General features: G+C 65.3%; 20 protein-coding genes. 5 read left to right on the top strand and 15 right to left on the bottom strand.

Annotated features, from left to right (window positions below; genetic code table 11):
• Positions 1-178: 178 nt before the first annotated feature.
• The 7 genes from X265_RS20600 to X265_RS20570 form a co-directional block, all read right to left on the bottom strand.
• On the bottom strand, positions 179-373 hold the full coding sequence (locus X265_RS20600) for a hypothetical protein (protein WP_128966472.1): 195 nt from the start codon (positions 371-373) through the stop codon (positions 179-181).
• Between the two features lie 169 nt (positions 374-542).
• Positions 543-1,244: a transcriptional repressor LexA gene (gene lexA, locus X265_RS20595; RefSeq protein WP_128966471.1), complete on the bottom strand. Its 702-nt coding sequence runs from the start codon at positions 1,242-1,244 to the stop codon at positions 543-545.
• Between the two features lie 176 nt (positions 1,245-1,420).
• Positions 1,421-2,632, bottom strand: a complete 1,212-nt coding sequence (locus X265_RS20590; protein ID WP_128966470.1) for a molybdopterin molybdotransferase MoeA — start codon at positions 2,630-2,632, stop codon at positions 1,421-1,423.
• Positions 2,633-2,734: 102 nt separating this feature from the next.
• Positions 2,735-3,082, bottom strand: a complete 348-nt coding sequence (locus X265_RS20585; RefSeq protein ID WP_128966469.1) for a hypothetical protein — start codon at positions 3,080-3,082, stop codon at positions 2,735-2,737.
• A gap of 126 nt (positions 3,083-3,208) precedes the next feature.
• On the bottom strand, positions 3,209-3,406 hold the full coding sequence (locus X265_RS20580) for a hypothetical protein (protein ID WP_128966468.1): 198 nt from the start codon (positions 3,404-3,406) through the stop codon (positions 3,209-3,211).
• Positions 3,407-3,570: 164 nt separating this feature from the next.
• A complete protein-coding gene (locus X265_RS20575; RefSeq protein WP_128966467.1) occupies positions 3,571-4,197 on the bottom strand; it encodes an HAD family hydrolase in 627 nt (208 codons plus the stop codon).
• A gap of 4 nt (positions 4,198-4,201) precedes the next feature.
• Positions 4,202-5,329: an alpha-hydroxy acid oxidase gene (locus X265_RS20570; protein WP_128966466.1), complete on the bottom strand. Its 1,128-nt coding sequence runs from the start codon at positions 5,327-5,329 to the stop codon at positions 4,202-4,204.
• Between the two features lie 307 nt (positions 5,330-5,636).
• Between X265_RS20570 and X265_RS20565 the strand changes: the two genes are divergently transcribed.
• A complete protein-coding gene (locus X265_RS20565; RefSeq protein ID WP_128966465.1) occupies positions 5,637-6,974 on the top strand; it encodes a S41 family peptidase in 1,338 nt (445 codons plus the stop codon).
• Positions 6,975-7,078: 104 nt separating this feature from the next.
• Here X265_RS20565 and X265_RS20560 read toward each other — a convergent pair whose 3' ends face one another.
• From X265_RS20560 to X265_RS20540, 5 genes are all read right to left on the bottom strand, one after another.
• The gene (locus X265_RS20560; RefSeq protein ID WP_164938709.1) at positions 7,079-9,799 is read right to left on the bottom strand and encodes a bifunctional diguanylate cyclase/phosphodiesterase; all 2,721 of its coding nucleotides are present in this window, start codon (positions 9,797-9,799) and stop codon (positions 7,079-7,081) included.
• Positions 9,800-10,002: 203 nt separating this feature from the next.
• Positions 10,003-10,518, bottom strand: a complete 516-nt coding sequence (gene moaC, locus X265_RS20555) for a cyclic pyranopterin monophosphate synthase MoaC (protein WP_128966463.1) — start codon at positions 10,516-10,518, stop codon at positions 10,003-10,005.
• Position 10,519: 1 nt separating this feature from the next.
• Positions 10,520-11,341, bottom strand: a complete 822-nt coding sequence (gene trpC, locus X265_RS20550; RefSeq protein ID WP_128966462.1) for an indole-3-glycerol phosphate synthase TrpC — start codon at positions 11,339-11,341, stop codon at positions 10,520-10,522.
• A gap of 7 nt (positions 11,342-11,348) precedes the next feature.
• Entirely contained in the window at positions 11,349-12,362 is a 1,014-nt protein-coding gene (trpD, locus tag X265_RS20545; RefSeq protein ID WP_128966461.1) for an anthranilate phosphoribosyltransferase, read from the bottom strand.
• A gap of 14 nt (positions 12,363-12,376) precedes the next feature.
• Positions 12,377-14,275 carry a SurA N-terminal domain-containing protein gene (locus X265_RS20540; RefSeq protein WP_128966460.1) on the bottom strand — a complete coding sequence of 633 codons (1,899 nt, stop codon included), beginning with the start codon at positions 14,273-14,275 and terminating at the stop codon, positions 12,377-12,379.
• A 221-nt stretch (positions 14,276-14,496) separates the two neighbouring features.
• Between X265_RS20540 and tpiA the strand changes: the two genes are divergently transcribed.
• From tpiA to pyrG, 3 genes are all read left to right on the top strand, one after another.
• Positions 14,497-15,255 carry a triose-phosphate isomerase gene (gene tpiA / locus X265_RS20535; RefSeq protein WP_128966459.1) on the top strand — a complete coding sequence of 253 codons (759 nt, stop codon included), beginning with the start codon at positions 14,497-14,499 and terminating at the stop codon, positions 15,253-15,255.
• Between the two features lie 169 nt (positions 15,256-15,424).
• Positions 15,425-15,814 (top strand): preprotein translocase subunit SecG, encoded by a 390-nt coding sequence (gene secG / locus X265_RS20530; RefSeq protein WP_128966458.1) that lies wholly within the window; start codon positions 15,425-15,427, stop codon positions 15,812-15,814.
• A 166-nt stretch (positions 15,815-15,980) separates the two neighbouring features.
• Entirely contained in the window at positions 15,981-17,612 is a 1,632-nt protein-coding gene (gene pyrG / locus X265_RS20525; protein ID WP_128966457.1) for a CTP synthase, read from the top strand.
• Here pyrG and X265_RS20520 read toward each other — a convergent pair.
• The 3 genes from X265_RS20520 to X265_RS20510 all read right to left on the bottom strand — a co-directional run bounded on the left by X265_RS20520 (position 17,609) and on the right by X265_RS20510 (position 20,404).
• The gene (locus X265_RS20520) at positions 17,609-18,244 is read right to left on the bottom strand and encodes a class I SAM-dependent methyltransferase (protein ID WP_164938708.1); all 636 of its coding nucleotides are present in this window, start codon (positions 18,242-18,244) and stop codon (positions 17,609-17,611) included. The two genes, pyrG and X265_RS20520, sit on opposite strands and share 4 nt — an antisense overlap.
• A gap of 112 nt (positions 18,245-18,356) precedes the next feature.
• Positions 18,357-19,733, bottom strand: coding sequence for a sensor histidine kinase (locus tag X265_RS20515; protein ID WP_128966455.1), 1,377 nt, complete (start codon positions 19,731-19,733; stop codon positions 18,357-18,359).
• The gene (locus X265_RS20510) at positions 19,730-20,404 is read right to left on the bottom strand and encodes a response regulator (protein ID WP_128966454.1); all 675 of its coding nucleotides are present in this window, start codon (positions 20,402-20,404) and stop codon (positions 19,730-19,732) included. Before X265_RS20510 ends, X265_RS20515 begins: the two co-directional genes overlap by 4 nt.
• A gap of 197 nt (positions 20,405-20,601) precedes the next feature.
• Here X265_RS20510 and X265_RS20505 point away from each other — a divergent pair, with 197 nt between their 5' ends.
• Positions 20,602-20,928, top strand: coding sequence for an NIPSNAP family protein (locus X265_RS20505; RefSeq protein ID WP_128966453.1), 327 nt, complete (start codon positions 20,602-20,604; stop codon positions 20,926-20,928).
• Positions 20,929-20,944: the final 16 nt, after the last annotated feature.

The raw sequence follows: 20,944 nt of genomic DNA, 5'->3' as shown, positions 1-20,944 counted from the left end.
GCCTCTGTCCTGGAGGCACAGGCCTCTATCAGAGTGTAAGTCTGCGAGGCTCTGCTTGGTTGTAGGCAAATCTGCGGCTTGGGTCCGCTGGCCATAATCACAATATCTTTCCCGAACGCCTAGGAACAAAGCCTGCTCCGGCGCATTCGGCAGACCTTCTGCATCAATATCCGGAGCATCAATGTCCGGCCGGTGCCGACCAGCCCGAATATGGCCAGGCCGACTGCTGGACGGAGTTGAGGGCATTGCGGGATTGCTGGCTTGTCGCTTGCTGCGCCTTGCGGACGTGATGCTGCGGTTGCGCGGCGAAGGCGTTCGGCGCTGACGCGGCGATCAGGGCCGTCGTGACGGTGCTCAGGATGATCTTGCGCATGGTGGTCTCCTCGGTCTCGAGGCCTTTGAAGCAATGAAGGCTTCGCTTCGTTGCAGCCTGCCGGGGATTTAGCGCTGGAGAGATGGCCGGATAATCTGTGCAAAACCAGAAAGACTATCCAGCCGGAGCGGACAATCGTCCGCTCCATCGTTTGCTCGCGCGAGAGCGCTTAGTACTTCCGGTACAGCCCGATCAGCTTGCCCTGGATCTTCACCCGGTTGGGCGGCAGGATGCGGACTTCATAGGCGGCATTCGCCGGCTCGAGCGCAATGGAGGCGCCGCGGCGGCGGAAACGTTTCAGGGTGGCTTCCTCGTCGTCGATCAGCGCGACCACGATATCGCCGGTGTCGCAACTCTCGTTGCGTTGGATCAGCGCCATGTCGCCGTCGAGAATGCCGGCATCGACCATCGAATCGCCGCGCACTTCGAGTGCGTAGTGCTCGCCTGCGCCGAGCATGTCCGGCGGGACGCTGATGGTGTGGCTGCGGGTCTGCAGCGCCTCGATCGGCGTACCAGCCGCGATGCGGCCCATCACCGGCACTGCGACGGGGCGTTCGCCCTCGTCGGCGGGCGGGCTCGATGTCGTGCGCACCTTGCCGAGATTGCCCTCGATCACGCTCGGGGTGAAGCCGCGGCGGTTACCGGCGGCGGCCTGGAGCTCGGGCAGCTTGATCACTTCGATCGCGCGGGCGCGGTTCGGCAGGCGGCGGATGAAGCCACGCTCCTCGAGCGCGGTGATCAGGCGGTGGATGCCCGACTTCGAACGCAGATCGAGCGCGTCCTTCATCTCGTCGAAGGAGGGCGGCACGCCGCTTTCCTTCAGCCGCTCGCTGATGAACCGCAGGAGCTCGTATTGTTTGCGCGTTAACATCTCGACCAAAATCCCCCTGACGATGTCGTTCGATTCCGAGACGCTGAAGTCAGCGATAAGCCGTTACATGCTCGAAACAAATCATGAACGGACACTATATGTTCGATACATGTTCCGCAACTGCTTAATTTACCGTGAACGCGACAAAGTTCGCGGAACGGTTGCGAACGCTGTGTTCAAACAGGCAGTCGCAGCACCTCGCAAGGCGCTCCCGCTTCGGCCTTGGGGGCGAACGGCGGGCGCACGAGAAGTGCCTGTGCCGCAGCGAGATTCGCAAGCAGCGAGGAGTCCTGGTGATTGACGGGAACGGCGATGAGCGTGCCATCGTCACGCACTTCGAGACGCGCGCGGAGGTAATCCTCGCGCTGGTCGTTGGCGCGGACATCGCGCCCGAGCACCGCGCGCTCGCGGCAGTGATGAACCACCGAATGGCCTGAGAGCGCGCGAATCAGCGGCACCATGAACAGGAAACCGCACACGTAGGATGACACGGGATTGCCGGGCAGGCCGATCACGCGCATGGCCCCGAGACGCCCGTGCATCATCGGCTTTCCCGGCCGCATCGCGATCTTCCAGAACGCCATCGAGGTGCCTTCGTCCCGAAGCGCCTGCTGCACCAGATCGTGGTCGCCGACCGAGGCGCCGCCGGTCGTGATCAGGATGTCGGCGCCGGACTGGCGCGCGCGGCGGATGCCCGCGGTGGTGGCTTCGAGCGTGTCGGCGGCGACGCCAAAGTCGATGGTGTCGGCGCCCTCGCTACGGGCGAGCGCGTGCAGGGCATAGCCGTTGGAATAGACGATCTGGCCATGACCGGGGGTGGTGCCCGGCATCACCAGCTCGTCGCCGGTGGCGAGGATCGCGACCTTCGGACGACGACGAACGGGAAGCTGCGGGTGGTTCATGCCCGCTGCGAGCGCGAGCCCGCGATCGGTCAATCGGGTCCCCTGACGGAGCAGCACGTCGCCTTCGTGAAAGTCGATGCCTGCGGGGCGGATGTGCCGGCCGCTAATCGCGGCCTCTTTGATCGTGACGCGCTTGCCGTCTGTGACCGTGTCCTCCTGGATCACGACGGCGTCCGCGCCATCGGGAACGACTCCGCCGGTGAAGATTCGTACCGCTTCACCAGCGCCGACAGCTCCTGCGAAGGGCCGTCCGGCCGCGACCTCTCCAATGACGGTGAGCTGCGCGTCCACCCTTGCCGCGTCTGCCGCGCGGACGGCATAGCCATCCATCGCTGACATCGCTTGCGGCGGTTGCGTGCGCCGCGCCGCGACATCGCGCGCAAGCACGCGATGGAAGGCCTCATCGAGGGCAATCATTTCTTCCGGCAGCGGCTCCACGCCGGCAAGCACCGCGGCGAGCGCGTCGGAAACCGGCATGAGGGCCACGGGTGAAAGCTCCTGCTTGGGCGAGGCAATGATCACGTTGCGGCAAGCGTTCTAGCCGAGAGCGCGCCGCGAGGCAAAATGGTAAGCGGGCGCTGACGTGAGCTACTTCTGCATCAACAGCCGCACCAGCTCGGCCTGCCGGCTGACGCCGGTCTTGTCAAAAATCTTCGACAGATGACTGCGCGCCCGGCGTCCTGCCGACGCTGAGCGGCAACAAAGGATTGCGCGGCGCCCAGCCAAGCAGATCGTGCACGCGGGCGGGATCGATGCGCGGCGACAGCAGGCTCGAAAGACCGTTGCCGGGGCGTAGATGCCAAACAGCACGCGACCGCCTACGGCGTCATCGATGCGCTCCATCACGCTCGACCAGCGCCCCTGTTCGACCGCAGCGTCGTAGATCGCCCCCACGAGGTCCAATACGGCGTCCTTCGAAAGCACGCCGGCGCGCATTCCAACCTCCACGAGTTGCAATGCAGCATAGGAGCGCAGTTTCAGAGCGGGAACAAGCAGAGAAAAGCGGCAATCAGGCGTTGTTGCCGCGGAGCCGCAAGACTTTGGCGGTCAGGCCCGTGCGGATCACGACGTCGTCGGATCCACGTTCGACGTCACGTCCGGTGCTTGGAGCCCTTGATCCCTGTCGGGCATCGGATCGGCCTGGGCCTTCAGATCGGCAGCCTTGCTGATCAGCTTGGCGGAAAGCTCAGAATCCGAGGTGGTTCTGGCGAATTTCATCAGCAGGGAGGCCTGCCTGGTGAGATAGGTTTTGCCCAACACGTCGATACGTCCGTCCGATGTAGAATTCCCAACGGACTCATGAGTCCCGGAAGCAGGCATTCGTTCCCGGAACTCTGTATAAAAATGCACAAAGTGAGTTGGTTCCACATCTTTGGGCGAAATAGTTCCTGCAGCCGCCGCCCTGAAAGATCGGAGCCGCCAGATCAGATCCCCAGCGCCTTCAGCGCATGCCCGACGTCGAGGGGCGACGTCACGTGCACGGCCTGCAATCCGCGGGCCCGCGCGCCTTCGATGTTCTCGGCAAGGTCATCGAAGAACACGATCCGGTTTGCCGGTATGCCCATTGCGGCGACGACATGGTCGAAGGCTTCGGCGTCCGGCTTGCGCAGGCCGATGCTGGAGGACAGATACATCTCGCGGAAATGGCCAAGCAAGTCGGCATATTCCTTCGAGAAATGGTCCACATGGGGCCGATTGGTGTTCGAGAACGCATAAAGCGGCATCCGTTTCGCCGCGCGCGGCAGCAGCTCCGCGATCTCGGGCATCTCGCCGGCGAAGATCGCATTCCATCCCTCGAGGAATTGCGCATCCGAAATGCCGATGCCGAGCGAGGCGCGCAACGAGGCGAAATAGTCCTCGTCGCTGAGCTTGCCGACCTCGTGCAGCCGGTAGGCCTCGCTGTCGCGCACATAGCGCGCGACGATGGCTTCGGGCTTGCACCCCGCGTGTTGCGCCCAGCAGGCGATCGCCTTGGAGAAATCGATGTCGAGCACCACGCGCCCGAGGTCGAACAGAAGCGCATCCGCGCCGCCGGGAGAAAGCGAAGTCATTGCGTCAGTACCGGTAAGGCTCGTGGTCGAACAGCGGGAACGCGCTGAACACGCTCGGCGCGTTGGTTGCCGTGGCCGGGTGCAGGCAGGATTTGTTGACCTCGGCGAACGAGGTGGCGCCCAGCAGACCGAGGCAGCGCAGCACCTCGTCCTCCAGTAGTTCCAGCATGCGCGCCACACCAGTTTCGCCGGCGGCGGCCAGCGCCCAGCATTGCAGCCGGCCGATGCCGACGAGGGCGGCGCCGGCGGCGATCGCCTTGACGATATCGGTGCCGCGGCAGATGCCGCCGTCGATCATGATCCGGGCGCGGCCCTTCACGGCGTCGACGATCTCGGGCAGCACATGCATGGCGCCGCGGCCATGGTCGAGCTGGCGTCCGCCGTGGTTGGAGACGTAGATCCACTCGACGCCGTGATCGACCGCGATCTGCGCGTCCTCGGCGGTGGCGATACCCTTGAGGATCAGCGGAATCCTGAACTTGTCCTTGATCATCTTCACGGTCCGCCATTCCAGTCCCTTCTGGAAATCGCCGCCGGTGGCGCGCAGGCGGCTCTCGCGTACATAGCGCTTGGCAATGTCGCGCTCGCGTCGGCTGTAATGGGCGGTGTCGACGGTCAGGCAGAAGGCCGCATAATTGGCCTTCTCGGCGCGGCTGACGACGTCGGCAACGAACGCGTCATCGCCGCGGACATAGAGCTGATACATGCGCAGCGCATCGGGAGCGGCTTCGGCGGTCTTTTCCAGGCCGGGCTCGGAGACGGAGCTGAGCATGTGCGATGCCCCGAAGCTGCCGGCGGCGCGTGCAACGCTCGCCGCGCCGTGCGGGTCGAAGATCTCCAGCGCGCCGACGGGCGCGAGCACCACGGGCAGGCGCATCCTGCGGCCGAACTGCTCGACCGAGCCGTCGACCTTCCGCACGTCACGCAGCACGCGGGGGCGGAAGGCGATCTCGTCCAGTGCCATTCGGTTGCGGCGCATCGTGGTTTCGGTTTCGGCCGCGCCCACGATGTAGTCCCAGGCATTCTGGTTGAGATTGGCGCGGGCCTTTCGGATGAACTCGTGCAGGTTCTGGAACGGCTCGTTGCTGGCGCCGAGTTCGACGTTCCGTTCCGGCCGGAGCGCTTCGTTCATTGTTTCCTCCCGAGAATTTGAAGCCTTATGCCATCGCCTATCCGGTTCGGACCTCCAAAACCATCCTAAAATCGCATAGCTGCGAGGCGTGGCTCGGCGGCCGATTCCCGCTCTCCCGGGGCCGGTCTTCCGAACGTTGCCAAATGTTTAGGTTCAGGGCGAAGGGATTTTTACCGCGTACCCGCCGGCGTGGCAGGCCGGCCTTGAAGAAACCAGAATGATATTGTGAGAACCGGCTTGGATCGCCATTTGCATGGCGGCTGCCAAGCCTCAAAAAGAACCGCTAAGCGAAAAGGCCACCCATTCCATGCGGAAAACCCTGCTGTTCCCCCTGGGCGCGCTCACCGGAGCTTGCCTGACCCTCCTCGTATCCGGTCCGCAGGGCGGGCTGTGGGCGGCACGGGCGGCGGCGGGTACGGATGATGCCTATTCCCAGCTCAACCTGTTCGGGGAAGTGTTCGAGCGGGTGAAGGCGAGCTATGTCGAGAAGCCCGACAATGCCAAGCTGATCGAAGGCGCGATCACGGGCATGGTGACTTCGCTCGACCCGCATTCACGCTACATGAACGCCAAGGCCTGGACCGAGATGCAGGAGACCACCTCCGGCGAATTCGGCGGGCTCGGCATCGAGGTCACGATGGAGGAGGGCCTGGTCAAGGTCGTCTCGCCGATCGACGACACGCCGGCGTCCAAGGCCGGCATCATGTCCGGCGATCTCATCAGCAAGATCGACGGCGACGCGGTGCAGGGCATGACGCTCGAGCAGGCCGTCAACAAGATGAAGGGACCGGTCGATACCCAGACCAAGCTCACCATCTTGCGCAAGGGCGCCGACGCCCCGCTCGATGTCGCGATCAAGCGCGAGATCATCCATGTGCGCCCGGTGCGCTTCCACGTCGAGAACGGCGACATCGGCTACATCCGCATCACCTCCTTCAACGAGCAGACCACCGATGGCCTGAAGAAGGCGATCGCCTCGATCTCCAAGGATGTCCCGCAGGACAAGCTCGTCGGCTACGTCGTGGACCTGCGCAACAATCCGGGCGGCCTGCTCGACCAGGCCGTGTCGGTGTCGAGCGCGTTCTTGCAGCGCGGCGAGGTCGTTTCGACCCGCGGCCGCAATCCCGAGGAGACCCAGCGCTTCACCGCCCATGGCGGCGATCTCATCAAGGGCAAGCCGCTGGTGGTCCTGATCAACGGCGGCTCGGCCTCGGCCTCCGAGATCGTGTCCGGCGCGCTGCATGACCACAAGCGTGCGACCCTGATCGGCACGCGCTCGTTCGGCAAGGGCTCGGTGCAGACCATCATCCCGCTCGGCGCCGGCAACGGCGCGCTGGCGCTGACCACCGCGCGCTACTACACGCCGTCGGGCCGCTCGATCCAGGCCCAGGGCATTGCGCCCGACATCGAGATTCTCCAGGACGTGCCGCCCGAGCTGAAGGGCCGGATGGACACCATGGCGGAGTCGCAGATGCGCGGCCATCTGCAGGCCGCCGACGGCAAGGAGCAGACGGGCTCCCAGTCCTACGTTCCGCCGGAGGAGAAGGACGACAAGGCGCTGCATGCGGCCTTCGACTTCCTGCACGGCGTCACCGTCAATGCGGCGGCCGCGAAGCCGGCTCCGAAGACGACGGTGCCGAACTAGGCTTAGTCGCCCTTGCGCGCTTAAGAGATCGCCCGGGAGTGGATGTCCACTCCCGGGCGAATTCGTTTCAGCCGAGCTGCGCCGGGCGTGCTCTCTTGTGAAGTCTAGCCCGCCTCGCGGCGCCTACCTTCACTGCCGCCACGCTGCGCGAGGCGGCTGCGGTGGAGCGCGAACAGCTCCAGCACCTTGTCGGCCGGCTTTGCGGCGCTGAACAGATAGCCCTGCATTTCGGTGCAGCCGAGCGCGCGCAACAGCCGCTGCTGCTCCTCGGTCTCGACGCCTTCGGCCGTGGTCGCCATGCGGCGAGCGCTGGCGAGATTCACCACGGCCTGCACGATGCTGGCGGAGCCGTCGGGGCCGGCGATGTCGCTGACGAAGCAGCGATCGATCTTGATCTTGTCGAACGGGAAGCGATGCAGATAGCTCAGGGAGGAGTAGCCGGTGCCGAAATCGTCGAGCGCGATGCGGACACCGATGGCGCGAAGCTGGTGCAGGATCGCAAGCGCGGTGTCGTCGTCGCGGATCAGCACGGCCTCGGTGATCTCGAGCTCGAGCCGGCTCGCCGGCAGGTTGGAGGCGGCCAGCGCCGCCATGATCTTCAGCGCGAGGGTGCCGCTCTTGAACTGCACCGGGGAGACGTTGACAGCGAGACGGATGTCGTCGGGCCAGCCGGCCGCGTCGCGGCAGGCGGTCGCCAGCACCCATTCGCCGATCTCGTTGATCAGCCCGGTGTCCTCCGCGATCGGGATGAACTCGGCCGGCGAGACCATGCCGCGTTCGGGATGACGCCAGCGCACCAGCGCCTCGCAACCGGTGATGCGATCGTCCTTGAGGCTCAGGCAGGGCTGGTAAAAGACTTCGAGCCCGCCGACAGCGATGGCCTGGCGAAGATCGATTTCCAGCTGGCGCCGCTGGCGCACCTTGGCGTCCATCTCCGGCTCGAAGAAGCGATAGGTGCGGCGGCCGGCGGATTTGGCGGCGTACATCGCCATGTCCGCATTCTTCAGGAGCTGGTCCAGCGCGGTGCCGTGTCCCGGGGCCAGCGCGATTCCGATGCTGGCATCGGTGGTGAGGTGATGGCCCATGCAGTCGAACGGCGCGCGGATCGAGGCGAACACCCGTGCAACGAGCTCGCTGACCTCGTCCTGCGAGGACACCGCGCTCTGCACGATCGCGAATTCGTCGCCCCCGAGCCGTGCCACGAAGTCGGTCGGGCCTGCGCAGCGGCGGAGGCTCTCGGCTACCGATTTCAACAGCTCGTCACCGACGAGATGGCCGAGTGCGTCGTTGACGCCCTTGAATTCGTCGATATCGATGTAGTGCACCGCGAGCTCTTCGCCGTCCGCTATGGCGGCGAGCTCCGCGCGCAGATGTTCGTGGAACGTGGTGCGGTTCGGCAAATCGGTCAGCGCGTCGTAGTGCGCGAGGTGGGTGATGCGTTCCTCTATGCGGCGGCGTTCGGTGATATCCTCATGGGTCGCGACCCAGCCGCCATCGGCGAGCGGCTCGTTGACGATCTGGATCGAGCGGCCGTCGGCGGTATCGACAACCATGGAGTTGCGGACATGGATGTCGCGCAGCACGAGGGCGACATACTGGTCCACGTTGCCCGTGAACGAGCCGGTTTGCTTGCGGTGCGCGATGATGTCGCGGAAGCTGCAGCCCGGTTTCACGACCTCCGGCGCCAGACCGTACATTTCGATATAGCGCTGGTTGCACACCACGAGCTGCTGCGAGGCGTCGAACAGCAGGAGGCCCTGGGTCATGTTGTTGACGGCGCGGTCGAGGCGCTGCTTCTCCAGCGTCAGCCGCTCCCGTGACATGCGGTGCTGCTCCAGCAGTTTGCGCACGATCGCGATCAGCACGCCGGCGATGGCGAGCGCGGAAGCGCCGGCGATGGAGATCAGGATTCCGATCTGCTCGCGCCAGTCCGTCAGGGCCGCCGCCCGCGTCGTCGTGGCCATCATCAGGATCGGGAAATGGGGCAGGGCACGCGCGGAGATCAGCCGGTCTTCGCCGTCGACGGGACTGACAAATCGGCCGGCAAAGTGATCGAGGCCGAAAACCCTCTGCTGCTCGAACGAGCCGGTCTTGAAGTTTCGCCCCATCAATTCGCTGGAATGGGGATAACGGGCGAGCAGCGTTCCGTCCCGGTGCAGCATCGAGATCGTCGCGCCTTCGCCGAGCACGACGGAGGCGAAGAACTTCTCGAACCCGGCAGGCTCGATGCCGCGTCCGACGACGCCGAGGAATTCGCCGTTCGGTCCGACGATCTTGCGCACGATGAGAATCGTCCATTGGCCGGAGATTCGGCTGTGAAGCGGCTCGATCAGGACGTCGGGCGCCTGAGGATCGTATTTGAACGTACGAAAATAGGCACGATCGGCAACGTTCACTTTCGGTGACGGCCATGTCATGGACGAATTGATCACGTTGCCTTCGTCGTCGATGACGTTGACGCCGCCGATATCAGGCAGCGCTTCGATTTTCGAGCGCAGCATCCGGTGGGTGTCCTGGCCGGCGAGGCGTTTGCGATAGTCGTCTGCATCGGCGACGCCGATGGCCCGCACGTGGTCGACGAAATCCCTCTGGATGACGGCGAAGTCCTGGAGTTGCTGATCGAAATGATGGGCGAGCAGCAGCACGGTGTTCTCCAGCTCGCGGCCGGAGTTGCGCAGCGCGCGTTCACGGAAATTCTGCGCCATCAGCACCGCGCCGACGGCAATCGCCGCGATCAGGAGTGTGCCGCCCACCACGAGCCAGCGGATCGGTCCGCTACGCACGAAGGCGTGGTCAAGCAGGCGACTGCCGTATCCCGTCATCATGTCAATCGTTGCCGCGCACACGTCAGGGTCATCAAGCGAGCCCTGTAACATCCGTCGGTTTACGGGGATGATGTGGAGGTGACGTTAGGAAGTACGGTTAACGCGCCCTGAACCCCGGCACGCAAATGCGCTGGACGCCCATGGCGCACGGACCCCGCAAGCGGTCGCGGTGAGGGAATCGACCGGCACGTCGAAGTGGGAGATCAGGCGCGGTAGTGGCCGGACTTGCCGCCGAGCTTCTCGACGAGGTGGATGCCCTCGATGCGCACGCCGCGTTCCACCGCCTTGATCATGTCGTAGATGGTGAGGCAGGCGACCGAGACGGCCGTCAGTGCCTCCATCTCGACCCCGGTGGGGCCGGTCACCTTGACGCTGGCGCGGACGACGCAACCCGGCAGCTTCGGATCTGGCGCGATGTCGACAGTGACCTTCGACAGCGCCAGGGGATGGCAGAGCGGGATCAGCTCCGAGGTACGTTTCGCCGCCATGATGCCGGCGATGCGCGCGGTGCCGAGCACGTCGCCCTTCTTGGCATTGCCTGAGATGATCAGATCGAGCGTCGCCTGTTCCATGACCACGCGCCCTTCGGCGATGGCGAGCCGCTCGGTCGCGGCCTTGGCCGAGACATCGACCATCCGCGCCTCGCCGGAGGCGCCGATATGGGTGAGGGCAGGGCTCGCCCTCTTCGAAGGCTTGGACTTCGCGGGTTTACGCGCCATGTCAGCGCGTGCCTGTGGCGCGGGGCTTGGTCTCGCGCGCGAGCAGCGTGCGCGTCGCGGCAGTCACGTCGGCTTGCCGCATCAGGCTCTCGCCGACCAGGAAGGTCGACATGCCAACGCGCTCGAGCCGGGCGAGGTCGCCAGGCGTGAAGATGCCGCTCTCGCCGACCATCAGCCGTTCCCGCGGGATCAGCGGCGCCAGCATCTCGCTGGTCGCAAGCGTGGTCTCGAACGTACGCAGATTGCGGTTGTTGACCCCGATCATCGGCGAGCGCAGCTTCAGCGCCCGGTCGAGCTCGGCGCGATCATGGATCTCGATCAGCACGTCCATGCCATAGGCGATCGCGGCGTCTTCGAGGTCCTTGGCGGTCGCATCATCGAGCGCGGCCATGATGATGAGAATGCAGTCGGCGCCATGGGCGCGCGCCTCGACGACCTGATAGGTGTCGAACAGAAAATCCTTGCGCAGAACGGGGAGCGAGGTCGCCGCGCGCGCCGCCACCATGAAGTCGAGATGGCCCTGGAACGAGGGCGTGTCCGTCAGCACCGACAGGCAGGCCGCTCCGCCGGCTTCGTAGGCCTTGGCCAGCAGCGGCGGATCGAAATCGGCGCGGATCAGCCCCTTGGAGGGCGAAGCCTTCTTCACCTCGGCAATCAGGGCGTAGTCGCCATTGGCGTGCTTGGCCCTGATCGCGCGCACGAAGCCCCGGGGCGCGCCTTGCGCCTTGGCTGTCGCTTCGACGGCGGGGAGCGGCTGGGCGCGCTTGGCCGCCGCGATCTCCTCGCGCTTGTAGGCTTCGATCTTGCTCAGGATATCCGACATGACAGGCTCAGCTGTTCGAGACAGCGATCAGATGCTTCAACCGCGCGTTCGCCGCCCCGCTGTCCAGCGATTTCGCGCCGATCGCGACGCCCTCCTTGAGGTCCCTGGCGCGGCCGGCGACAATGAACGCGGCGGCGGCGTTGAGCAGCGCGACGTCGCGATAGGGGCTCGGCTTGCCGTCGAGCACGTTTTGCAGGGCGATCGCATTGGCGTCTGCATCGCCGCCCTTGAGGGCGCCTGGCTCGCAGCGCGACAGGCCGGCGTCCTCGGGCGTCACCTCGAAGCTCCTGATGTCGCCATTGTGGAGTGCCGAGACGAAGGTCGGGCCGGTGAGGGTGATCTCGTCGAGACCATCGGAGCCGTGCACCACCCAGGCGGATTCGGAGCCTAGATTCTTCAGCACCTGCGCCAGCGGCTGCACCCATTGCCGCGAGAACACGCCGACCATCTGCCGCTTGACGCCGGCCGGATTGGACAGGGGGCCGAGCAGGTTGAAGATCGTGCGGGTGGCGAGCTCGACCCGGGTCGGGCCGACGTTCTTCATCGCGGGATGATGAGCCGGCGCGAACATGAAGCCGATGCCGCATTCGCGCACGCAACGCCCGACCTGCTCAGGCCTGAGGTCGATCTTCACCCCGAGCGAGGCCAGCACGTCGGCGGCGCCCGAGCGCGATGACAGCGCGCGGTTGCCGTGCTTGGCGACCGGCAGGCCGGCGCCCGAGACGATGAACGAGGCGCAGGTCGAGACGTTGACCGAGCCGGAGCCGTCGCCGCCGGTGCCGACGATGTCGACGGCATCGGCGGGCGCATCGACGGTGAGCATCTTCGAGCGCATCGCCGTCACCGCGCCGGTGATCTCTTCCACCGTCTCGCCGCGCACGCGCAGCGCCATCAACAGGCCGCCCATCTGCGAGGGCGTGGCCTCGCCGGACATCACCGCGTCGAAGGCGGAAGCGGCTTCCTCACGCGACAGGCTGGCGCCGGTCGCGACTTTTCCAATGATCGATTTCAGGTCGTCCATCGCGTGCTTTCAACCTACTGGTTCGCGCCGGTCACTTGCGCGAAGGCGGCCTGATTAATGGTGGTCCCGATCTCGGTTTCAAGCTTGTTGACGTAGGAGGCGACCTGCTCGTCTATCAGCGACCGGTCGATGCCCTCCTTCAGCTTCTTGACCGCGTCGGAGGCGGTATCGACCGTGGGATCGACGATGTCGGTGACGCGGTAGACGATCACCTCGGTGCCGCCGGTCACGGGCGCCTGTCCGACGCCGTCCTTGGCGGTGCGGAAGGCGGCAGCCACGATGTTCGCGGGCACGCCGGCCGGGGTATCGTCGCGCTTGAAGCTGCTCGCGGTCTCGACCTTCGCGTTGATCGCAGCGGCTTCGTCGGCGAGCTTGCCGCCGGCTTCCAGCTTCTGCACCATCTCGGTCGCCTTGGTCTTGAGCTTGGCGGCGATCTGGTCCTGGCGCCAGCGCGCCTCGACCTGGTCACGGACCTCGTCGAGAGTGCGGTCGCGCGACGGCGTGATGGCGAGCACGTCGTACCACACATAGCCGCCCTTGTAAGAGATCGGGTCGTTGTCGACGCCGACGTCGCTGTTGAAGGCCTGCGAGACCACGTCGAGGCCCTGCGGAATGTTGTCGACGGGCTGCCCGTTCGGTGCGCGCCCGGAGCGGTCGACGGCGTCGATCGTCACGGCGGTGATCCCGAGCTTCTGGGCGGCATCGGCGACGCTCGTGCCGGCGCCGCGCTCGTCCTCCATCTTGTCGCGGAGCTCGCCGACCTTGGTGCGCGCGCGCCCGGCGGCGATCTCGCGCTTGATGGCAGGGGCCAGCGTCGCGTAGTTCGCTTCGGTCCCCGGCTCGATCTTGTCGACCTTGACGATCGAGACGCCAATCGGGCCCTGGATCGGTTGGCTGATTTCGCCAACGGGAAGCGCGAAGGCGGCATTGCCGACCGCGGATTCGAGCGAAGATTTGGTCACGAGCCCAAGATTGACGTCCGAGGGGCTCAGTCCCCGTTCCTTGCCGAGGTCCTCGAAGGAGAGCCCGCCGACCAGGCGCTCCCGCGCCGCCTGCGCCTCGGCTACGTTCGGGAACACGATCTGCTCGATCTGGCGCTTTTCCGGCGTACCGAGCTGGTCCTTGCGCTGGTCGAACAGCTTTTTCGCCTCCTCGTCGGAGACGTCGGTCCACTTCGCGATGTCCTCCGGCGAGATCATTGCGAACACGATCTTGCGGTATTCGGGCGCGCGGAACTGGACCTTGTGGTCCTCGAAATAGGCGGCGAGCGCCTCAGGCGAGGGGGCCTCGATCTGGCCTGCCTGTGCGGCATCCAGTCTGACGAACTCGATCGAGCGCTGCTCGTTCTGGAAACGCGTCGCCACCTCGAGCATGACCTTCGGCGGCTCGAGGCCGGCACCGATCGTGCCGGTGATCTGCCGGCGCAGCGCCACCTTGCGCTGCTCGGCCACGTAACGCTGCTCGGTGTAGCCGAAATTGCGGATCAGGCCCTGGAAACGGTTCGCATCGAACTTGCCGTCGACACCCCTAAAATTCGGGTCGTTCATGATGAGCTGGCGGATCTGGTCGTCGGACTCACCGAGCCCAAGCTGGCGCGCGTTTTCGTCCAGCGCAGCTTCCGCAATCGTCTGCTGCAGCACCTGGCGATCAAGGCCGAACGCACGTGCCTGGTCGGGGGTGAGCGGGCGGCCGAACTGGCGGCCGATCTGCTGGAGCCGGTCGGTGTAGATCTGGCGGAACTCGTTCAGCGAAATCTCGCTGTGGCCGACCTTGGCCAGTGTGGACTGCCCGAAGCCCCGGAAAATGTCGGCGATGCCCCAAATGCCGAAGCTGATGATCAGCACGCCCATCACGACGGCCATGATGGTCTTGCCGACCCAGTTTGATGAGGCCTTGCGCATTCCTCGAAGCATTTGGTCCAACTTGTTTGGCAGGAGGGAACGGGAGCGCGTCTTAATGCAGATTCCGCAAAAGCGCGTCACCAAATTGATATGCCATCATAAAGTGGCGGCTTTCCCCCCGCAACCTCGCCTCAGGCCGCTGCTCCAGGCTGCGTTAATGGGCTCCGGGTCTCTGGAACTGCTGCTGTACCTCTGCTAGCGCATGCACAAACCTCAATTTGCTGGAAACTGACATGACCGATGCCCTCCGACCGCTGATCGCCGGCAACTGGAAAATGAACGGCCTGAAGGCCGCGGCCGCCGAATTCGACGCCATGCTCAATGGTGCGGCAGGGGTATCAGGCAAGGCCGATCTGCTGGTCTGCCCGCCGGCGACCCTGATCGCGGCTTTTGCCGATAAGGCGCGCGGCAAGAAGGTCGCGGTGGGGGCCCAGGATTGCCATCCCAAGGCCTCCGGCGCCCATACCGGTGACATCGCGGCCGAAATGCTGGTTGACGCGGGCGCGACCGCCATCATCGTCGGCCATTCCGAGCGCCGCGCCGACCACGGCGAGGGCGATGCCCTGATCCGGCAGAAGGCGGAGGCCGCCTGGCGGGCGGGGGCGATCGCGATCGTCTGCATCGGCGAGACCCAAGCCCAGCGCGATGCCGGCCAGACCCTGGACATCGTCCGCGGCCAGCTCAGCGGCTCTCTTCCGGACGGCTCGACGGCCGCCAATCTGGTCGTGGCCTATGAGCCGGTCTGGGCGATCGGCACGGGGCTCACCCCCACGGCCAAGGATGTCGAGCAGATTCATGGCTTTATCCGGGAACTCCTGACCTCCAGGTTCAAGGCGGAGGGAGCCAGGATGCGGATCCTCTACGGCGGCTCAGTCAAGCCGTCGAATGCGGCCGAGCTGATGGCGGTGAAGAACGTCAACGGCGCGCTGGTCGGCGGCGCCAGCCTGAAGGCGGCCGATTTCCTTGCCATTGCTCAAGGCTGTCCTAACTAAGGGCTGTCCTAACCAGGGGGCAGCCCCCGGCTAAGCGTAAAGCGCGGACCGCGGGCGATCGGGGGTGGCAATGCCCCTTCCGATCGTGTAACACCGCGCAACTTCAGGAAAACCCGCGAAGCGCGATCGGCCGCCGTCAGGCGCCGCCCGCTTGTGACGGAAGGATACTATGCAGACCGTTGTCATCGTCATCCACCTCATGATCGTTGCCGTCATGATCGGTGCCGTCCTGCTCCAGAAATCGGAAGGTGGCGGCCTCGGCATGGGCGGAGGCGCCGGCTTCATGTCGAGCCGCGGCACTGCGAATCTTCTGTCGCGGACCACCGCGGTTCTCGCTGCCGGTTTCTTCCTGACCAGCCTGTTCCTGTCCTGGTACGCCGGCTACAACCGCGCGCCGTCCTCCATCATCCAGCCGGCGTCGCAGACCCAGCCGGCCGGCGGCGCGCCGATTGCGCCGCCGACCTCGGGCGGTATCCTGGACACGCTGAAGAAGGCGGACGAACAGCAGCAGCAGGCGCCGGCAGCGCCGAGCGGCCCGCAGGTGCCTCGCTCGCAATAAAGCAGGGGGGCCATGCAGGGCGGCGGCTACCGTCCTGCATCAACAATCCCCATCAAGGCACTGTCACCACTCTTTGTTTTGGCTCACCCACAGGCCCGCAGATTCTTCGGGGCGGAATACGAATCGCTTTGGCGAATCGGGTTTTGGGGATTAGAGGTTAAGTCCCATGGCGCGGTACATATTCATCACCGGCGGCGTGGTTTCTTCGCTCGGCAAGGGTCTGGCTTCAGCGGCACTCGGTGCCCTGCTGCAGGCCCGGGGCTACAAGGTCCGCCTCCGCAAGCTCGACCCCTATCTCAACCTCGATCCCGGAACGATGTCGCCGTATCAGCACGGCGAAGTGTTCGTGACCGATGACGGCGCGGAGACCGATCTCGATCTCGGTCACTACGAGCGCTTCACCGGGCGCCCTGCGACGAAGCAGGACAACATCACCACCGGGCGAATCTACCAGGACATCATCACCAAGGAACGCCGCGGCGATTATCTCGGCGCGACCATCCAGGTGGTGCCGCACGTCACCAACGCGATCAAGGAATTCGTCCTCTCCGGCAACGACGATTACGACTTCGTGCTGGTCGAGATCGGCGGCACCGTCGGCGACATCGAAGGCCTGCCGTTCTTCGAGGCGATCCGCCAGCTCAAAAACGAGCTGCCGCGCGATCACGCGGTCTACATCCATCTCACGCTGTTGCCCTACATTCCGAGCGCCGGCGAGCTCAAGACCAAGCCGACGCAGCATTCGGTCAAGGAGCTGCGCTCGATCGGCATCCAGCCCGACATCCTGCTCTGCCGTACCGATCGCGAAATTCCGAAGGAGGAGCGGCGCAAGCTGGGGCTGTTCTGCAACGTGCGCGAAAGCGCCGTGATCGAGGCGCGCGACGTCGACAACATCTACGCGGTGCCCGAAGCCTATCACAACGCCGGCCTCGACGACGAGGTGCTTGCCGCCTTCGGCATCGGCTCGCGCATTCCGCCGGCGCTGCAGAGCTGGCAGCAGATCAACGAGCGCGTCCGCAACCCCGAAGGCAACGTCACCATCGCCATCGTTGGCAAGTACACCGGCATGAAGGATGCGTACAAGTCGCTGATCGAGGCGCTTTCGCATGGCGGCATCGCCAACAAGGTGAAGGTCAATCTCGACTGGATCGAAAGCGAGATCTTCGAGAAGGAAGATCCGGCGCCGTTCCTCGAGCATGTCAACGGCATCCTGGTGCCCGGCGGCTTCGGCCAGCGCGGGGCGGAAGGCAAGATCAAGGCGGCGCAGTTCGCGCGCGAGCGCGACGTGCCGTATTTCGGCATTTGCTTCGGGATGCAGATGGCCGTCATCGAGGCCGCGCGAAACCTCGTCGGAATCGAGGAGGCCAACTCGACCGAGTTCGGCCCGACCAAGGAGCCTCTCGTCGGCCTGATGACGGAATGGCTGCGCGGCAACGAGCTCGAAAAGCGCTCGCAGGCCGGCGATCTTGGCGGCACGATGCGGCTTGGTGCTTATCCTGCGGCGCTGACGCGCGGCAGCCGCGTCTCGGAAGTCTATGGCGGCGCGACCGAGATTTCCGAGCGCCACCGCCATCGCTACGAGGTCAACACCGCCTATAAGGATCGCCTCGAGCAGCACGGCCTGAAGTTCTCCGGCCTCTCGCCCGACGGCGTGCTGCCTGAGATCGTCGAATACGAAGATCACCCCTGGTTCATCGGCGTCCAGTTCCATCCCGAGCTGAAGTCGCGGCCGTTCGAACCGCACCCGTTGTTCGCTTCGTTCATCGAGGCGGCGGCGAAGCAGAGCCGGCTGGTCTAACAATCCGCGTCCGCTGCAACAGGCATTGACGCTTTCGGCGCCAGTGATCCGGCAATCAGCGTCATCTGCGGCCGCCGCGTCAACTTGTAGACGGCGGCCGGCGGCACGTTCAGGAAGGCGCGATCGACCAGCGTGGCGCGTAGTCCCAGACGGTCGAGCACCGGCCGCGGGATCGGGCAGCTCATGCCATAGGTGAACTGGTAGAAGGCGCCGCCGGGGCGAACGTAGCCGAATGCGCCGCTGAGGATGGATACGACCTTGCGCGTCGACATGTTGAGCAGTGGCAAGCCGCTCACGACCGCGCCGACGGGCGCGCCGATATAGAGCCGCTCCGTTGCCAGCCGCGCCGCGTCCATCCACAGCACGCGCGCGCCGGGAAAGCGCATCTGCAGGAGCTTCATGAAATCCGATCCGTACTCGATCAGCGTGAGGTCCTGGGGCCTCACGCCGCGTTTCAGCAGCTTGTAGGTGAACGCGCCGGTCCCGGGGCCGAGCTCGAGGATCGGGCCAGTCTTCTCGCTGATCTCGCGGGTGATGAGATCGGCGAGCGCCGCACCCGATGGGGCGATGGCGCCGACCCGGCGCGGCGAAGACATCCAGGACACGAAGAAGGATAGGAAATCGTTGGGCATGCGCACTCCGGCATCTCGATTGCACCTCTGGGGGATCAGAGGTGATACGGATGCACTGTCGCCGGAGTGCATTGCGGCGGCATTGCGCAATGAGCGGCGAAAACGGATTGAATCAATTCTGCCGAATTGCCGGCAGCGTCATTCTGAAGCAGGTGCCGCCGTCGGCGCTGTCGGTGACCGCAACCTGGCCGCCATGCAGGACCACGATCTCGCGCACCATGTTGAGACCGAGGCCGGCGCCGCGATCGAGTGGCGACAGCCGATAGAACGGCTCGAAGATCTGCTCGCGTTGATCGGCGGGAATGCCGGCACCTTCGTCGGTGACCTCGATGCAGGCGGCCTTGCTCACGCGAATTCCGATCGTGCCGCGGCGAGGGCCATGCTGGATCGCGTTCTGCACGAGATTGGTCAGCGCGCGTTCCAGCGCCGCTGCATCGCCGCTCGTCTCGACCGGCGTTGCCGGCGCATCGAGCGCCAGCTCGTAACCGGCGGCAATCGCCAGCGGCGCGAGATCGGCGGCCGCGCTCTGAGCGATCGCGACGAGGTCGACGCGTGCAAAGGGAGAGCCGCAGCGGTCGAGCCGCTGGATGTCGAGTAATTGCTCGGCGAGCGTCGCCAGTCGTGCGGCATCCTCCAGCAGCCGGGTCTTGTCCGGTCCCGGAGCGAGTGATTCCAGCCGCGTGTTCAGGATCGCGATCGGCGTGCGCAATTCGTGCGCGGCATCCGCGACGAAACGCTTGTGCCTGAGATAGCCCTGGTCGAGCCGCGCCAGCGCGTCGTTGACGGCGGTGACCAGCGGCACGACTTCCAGCGGAACTTGCTCTACCGACAGCCGCGCGCCGCGCTGATGGATGTCGATGCGGCGCGCCTGGTCCGCGGTCGCATCCACCCCCCGGAAGGCACGCTGCACGATCATCGGCGTCGCGATGAAGGTCGCCGTTGCCATCACGAGCAGGCCGGGCAGGGCGATGCCGAGAAACGCCAGCGAGGTCATGAGCAGCGCCTTGCCGCCGGTGAGCCGTCCCTGCGTCGCCGTGATCATCTGCACATTGCCGGCATCGGTATCGACGCGCTTCAGCCGCGCCGGCGGCTTGCGCGGGTCGTCCTCGAACATTTGCCAGCCGAGCCGCGCCTGGCTGATCTGGTCGAGGCCGCCGCCGATCGCAGCGAATTCGGCCGGTACGGCGCCCTCTTTGAGCGACTGCCCTTGGCGATCCCGGACCAGGAACCACAGGTCCGGCGTCTCGGTACGCAATTGCTTCAGGTCGGGCGTCGACCGCAAGGTCAGGTCGCCTCTTGCGTCGCGCGCAAGCGCGTGCTGCACGACATCGATCACGCGGTCCTCGTCGCGCTCCGCCAGCACGAAGCCTGAGGCGCAGAGTGCACCGACGACCACGACGACCAGCGCGACCAGCACCGCGGCCTGCAGCGCGAGCAGACGCCAGCTCAATCGCGAGCGCAGGCAATAGGGATCGTCGTGCGTGCTCATGTCAGCTTCTTCAGGAGATAGCCGACGCCGCGAATACCGTGGATCTCGACGCCTGCATCGGCATCAGCGAGCTTGCGACGCAGCCGCGAGACGTGCGTGTCCAGTGCGTTGGACTGGATCTCGTCATCGAAATTGTAGACGGCCTCTTCCAGCGCCGAACGCAGCACCGTACGGCCCATGCGCCGGATCAGGGCTTCGAGCACCAGCAGTTCGCGACGCGGCAGCTCGAACGGCTGGCCATCGATGCTGGCCTCGCGGTGACTGAGGTCGAAGGCAATGCGGCCGGCGCGGACGATGTCTGGGGACAGGCCCGCGGGCCGCCGCAGTACCGCACGCAGCCGTGCCAGCAGCTCCTCGACCGCGAACGGCTTGGCCAGATAGTCGTCGGCGCCGCCATCGAGTCCGGCAATGCGGTCGGCGAGCTCGCCGCGCGCGGTCAGGACGATGATCGGCACGCCGTCGGCGCGGGCCCGCAACTTCGGGATCAGCGTGAGGCCGTCGCCGTCGGGAAGCTGACGGTCGAGCAGGACGGCGGAATGGACGTCGGCGGAGATTGCTTCTTCCGCGTCGACAAGCGTGGGGGCGTGATCCACCACCATGTCGTAGCGCTTGAGCGCCGAGGCCAGTGCACCGGCCATCTCCGCCTCATCCTCGACGAGCAAAATCCGCATGATCCAGCACCTGAGCCGCAACTGAACCTTTCTAGCGGCCCGATCATTGTGGCAGCATTGCGGGAACCTGGATGCGGCGCGTTGCCCGGGGCCCTCCAGCCATGCGCGAAACGCCACCGGGGGCGGCCGGCAGGGCTCAAGACAGCATCATGGCGGAGTAGTTATAACGGCCGAACCTGTTCAGGGAGGAAACAAGAATGATCTACGAAATGCGCCAGTATCGTTGCGTGCCTGGCCGTCTGCCGGCGCTGCTGAAGCGCTTCGAGACCGCCACGCTGAAGATCTGGGAGAAGCACGGCATCAAGCAGGCCGGGTTCTTCACCACTGTGATCGGTGAATCGAACCAGGAGCTGACCTATTTTCTGGCTTGGGAGTCGCTTGCCGATCGCGAGGCGAAGTGGGGCAAGTTCGTGACCGACCCGGACTGGGCGAAAGCACGCACCGAGAGCGAGGCCGACGGCCAGATCGTCGCCAACATCGTCAGCCAGATTCTGGCTCCGACGGCTTTCTCGTCGGTCAAGTAGCAGCATTCCGGTATGG

It is taken from the genome of Bradyrhizobium guangdongense (genome assembly GCF_004114975.1).
GTDB classification, from domain to species: Bacteria; Pseudomonadota; Alphaproteobacteria; order Rhizobiales; family Xanthobacteraceae; genus Bradyrhizobium; species Bradyrhizobium guangdongense.
Note: the sequence above shows the minus strand (reverse complement) of the source record. Positions and strands in the feature narration are given on the sequence as shown.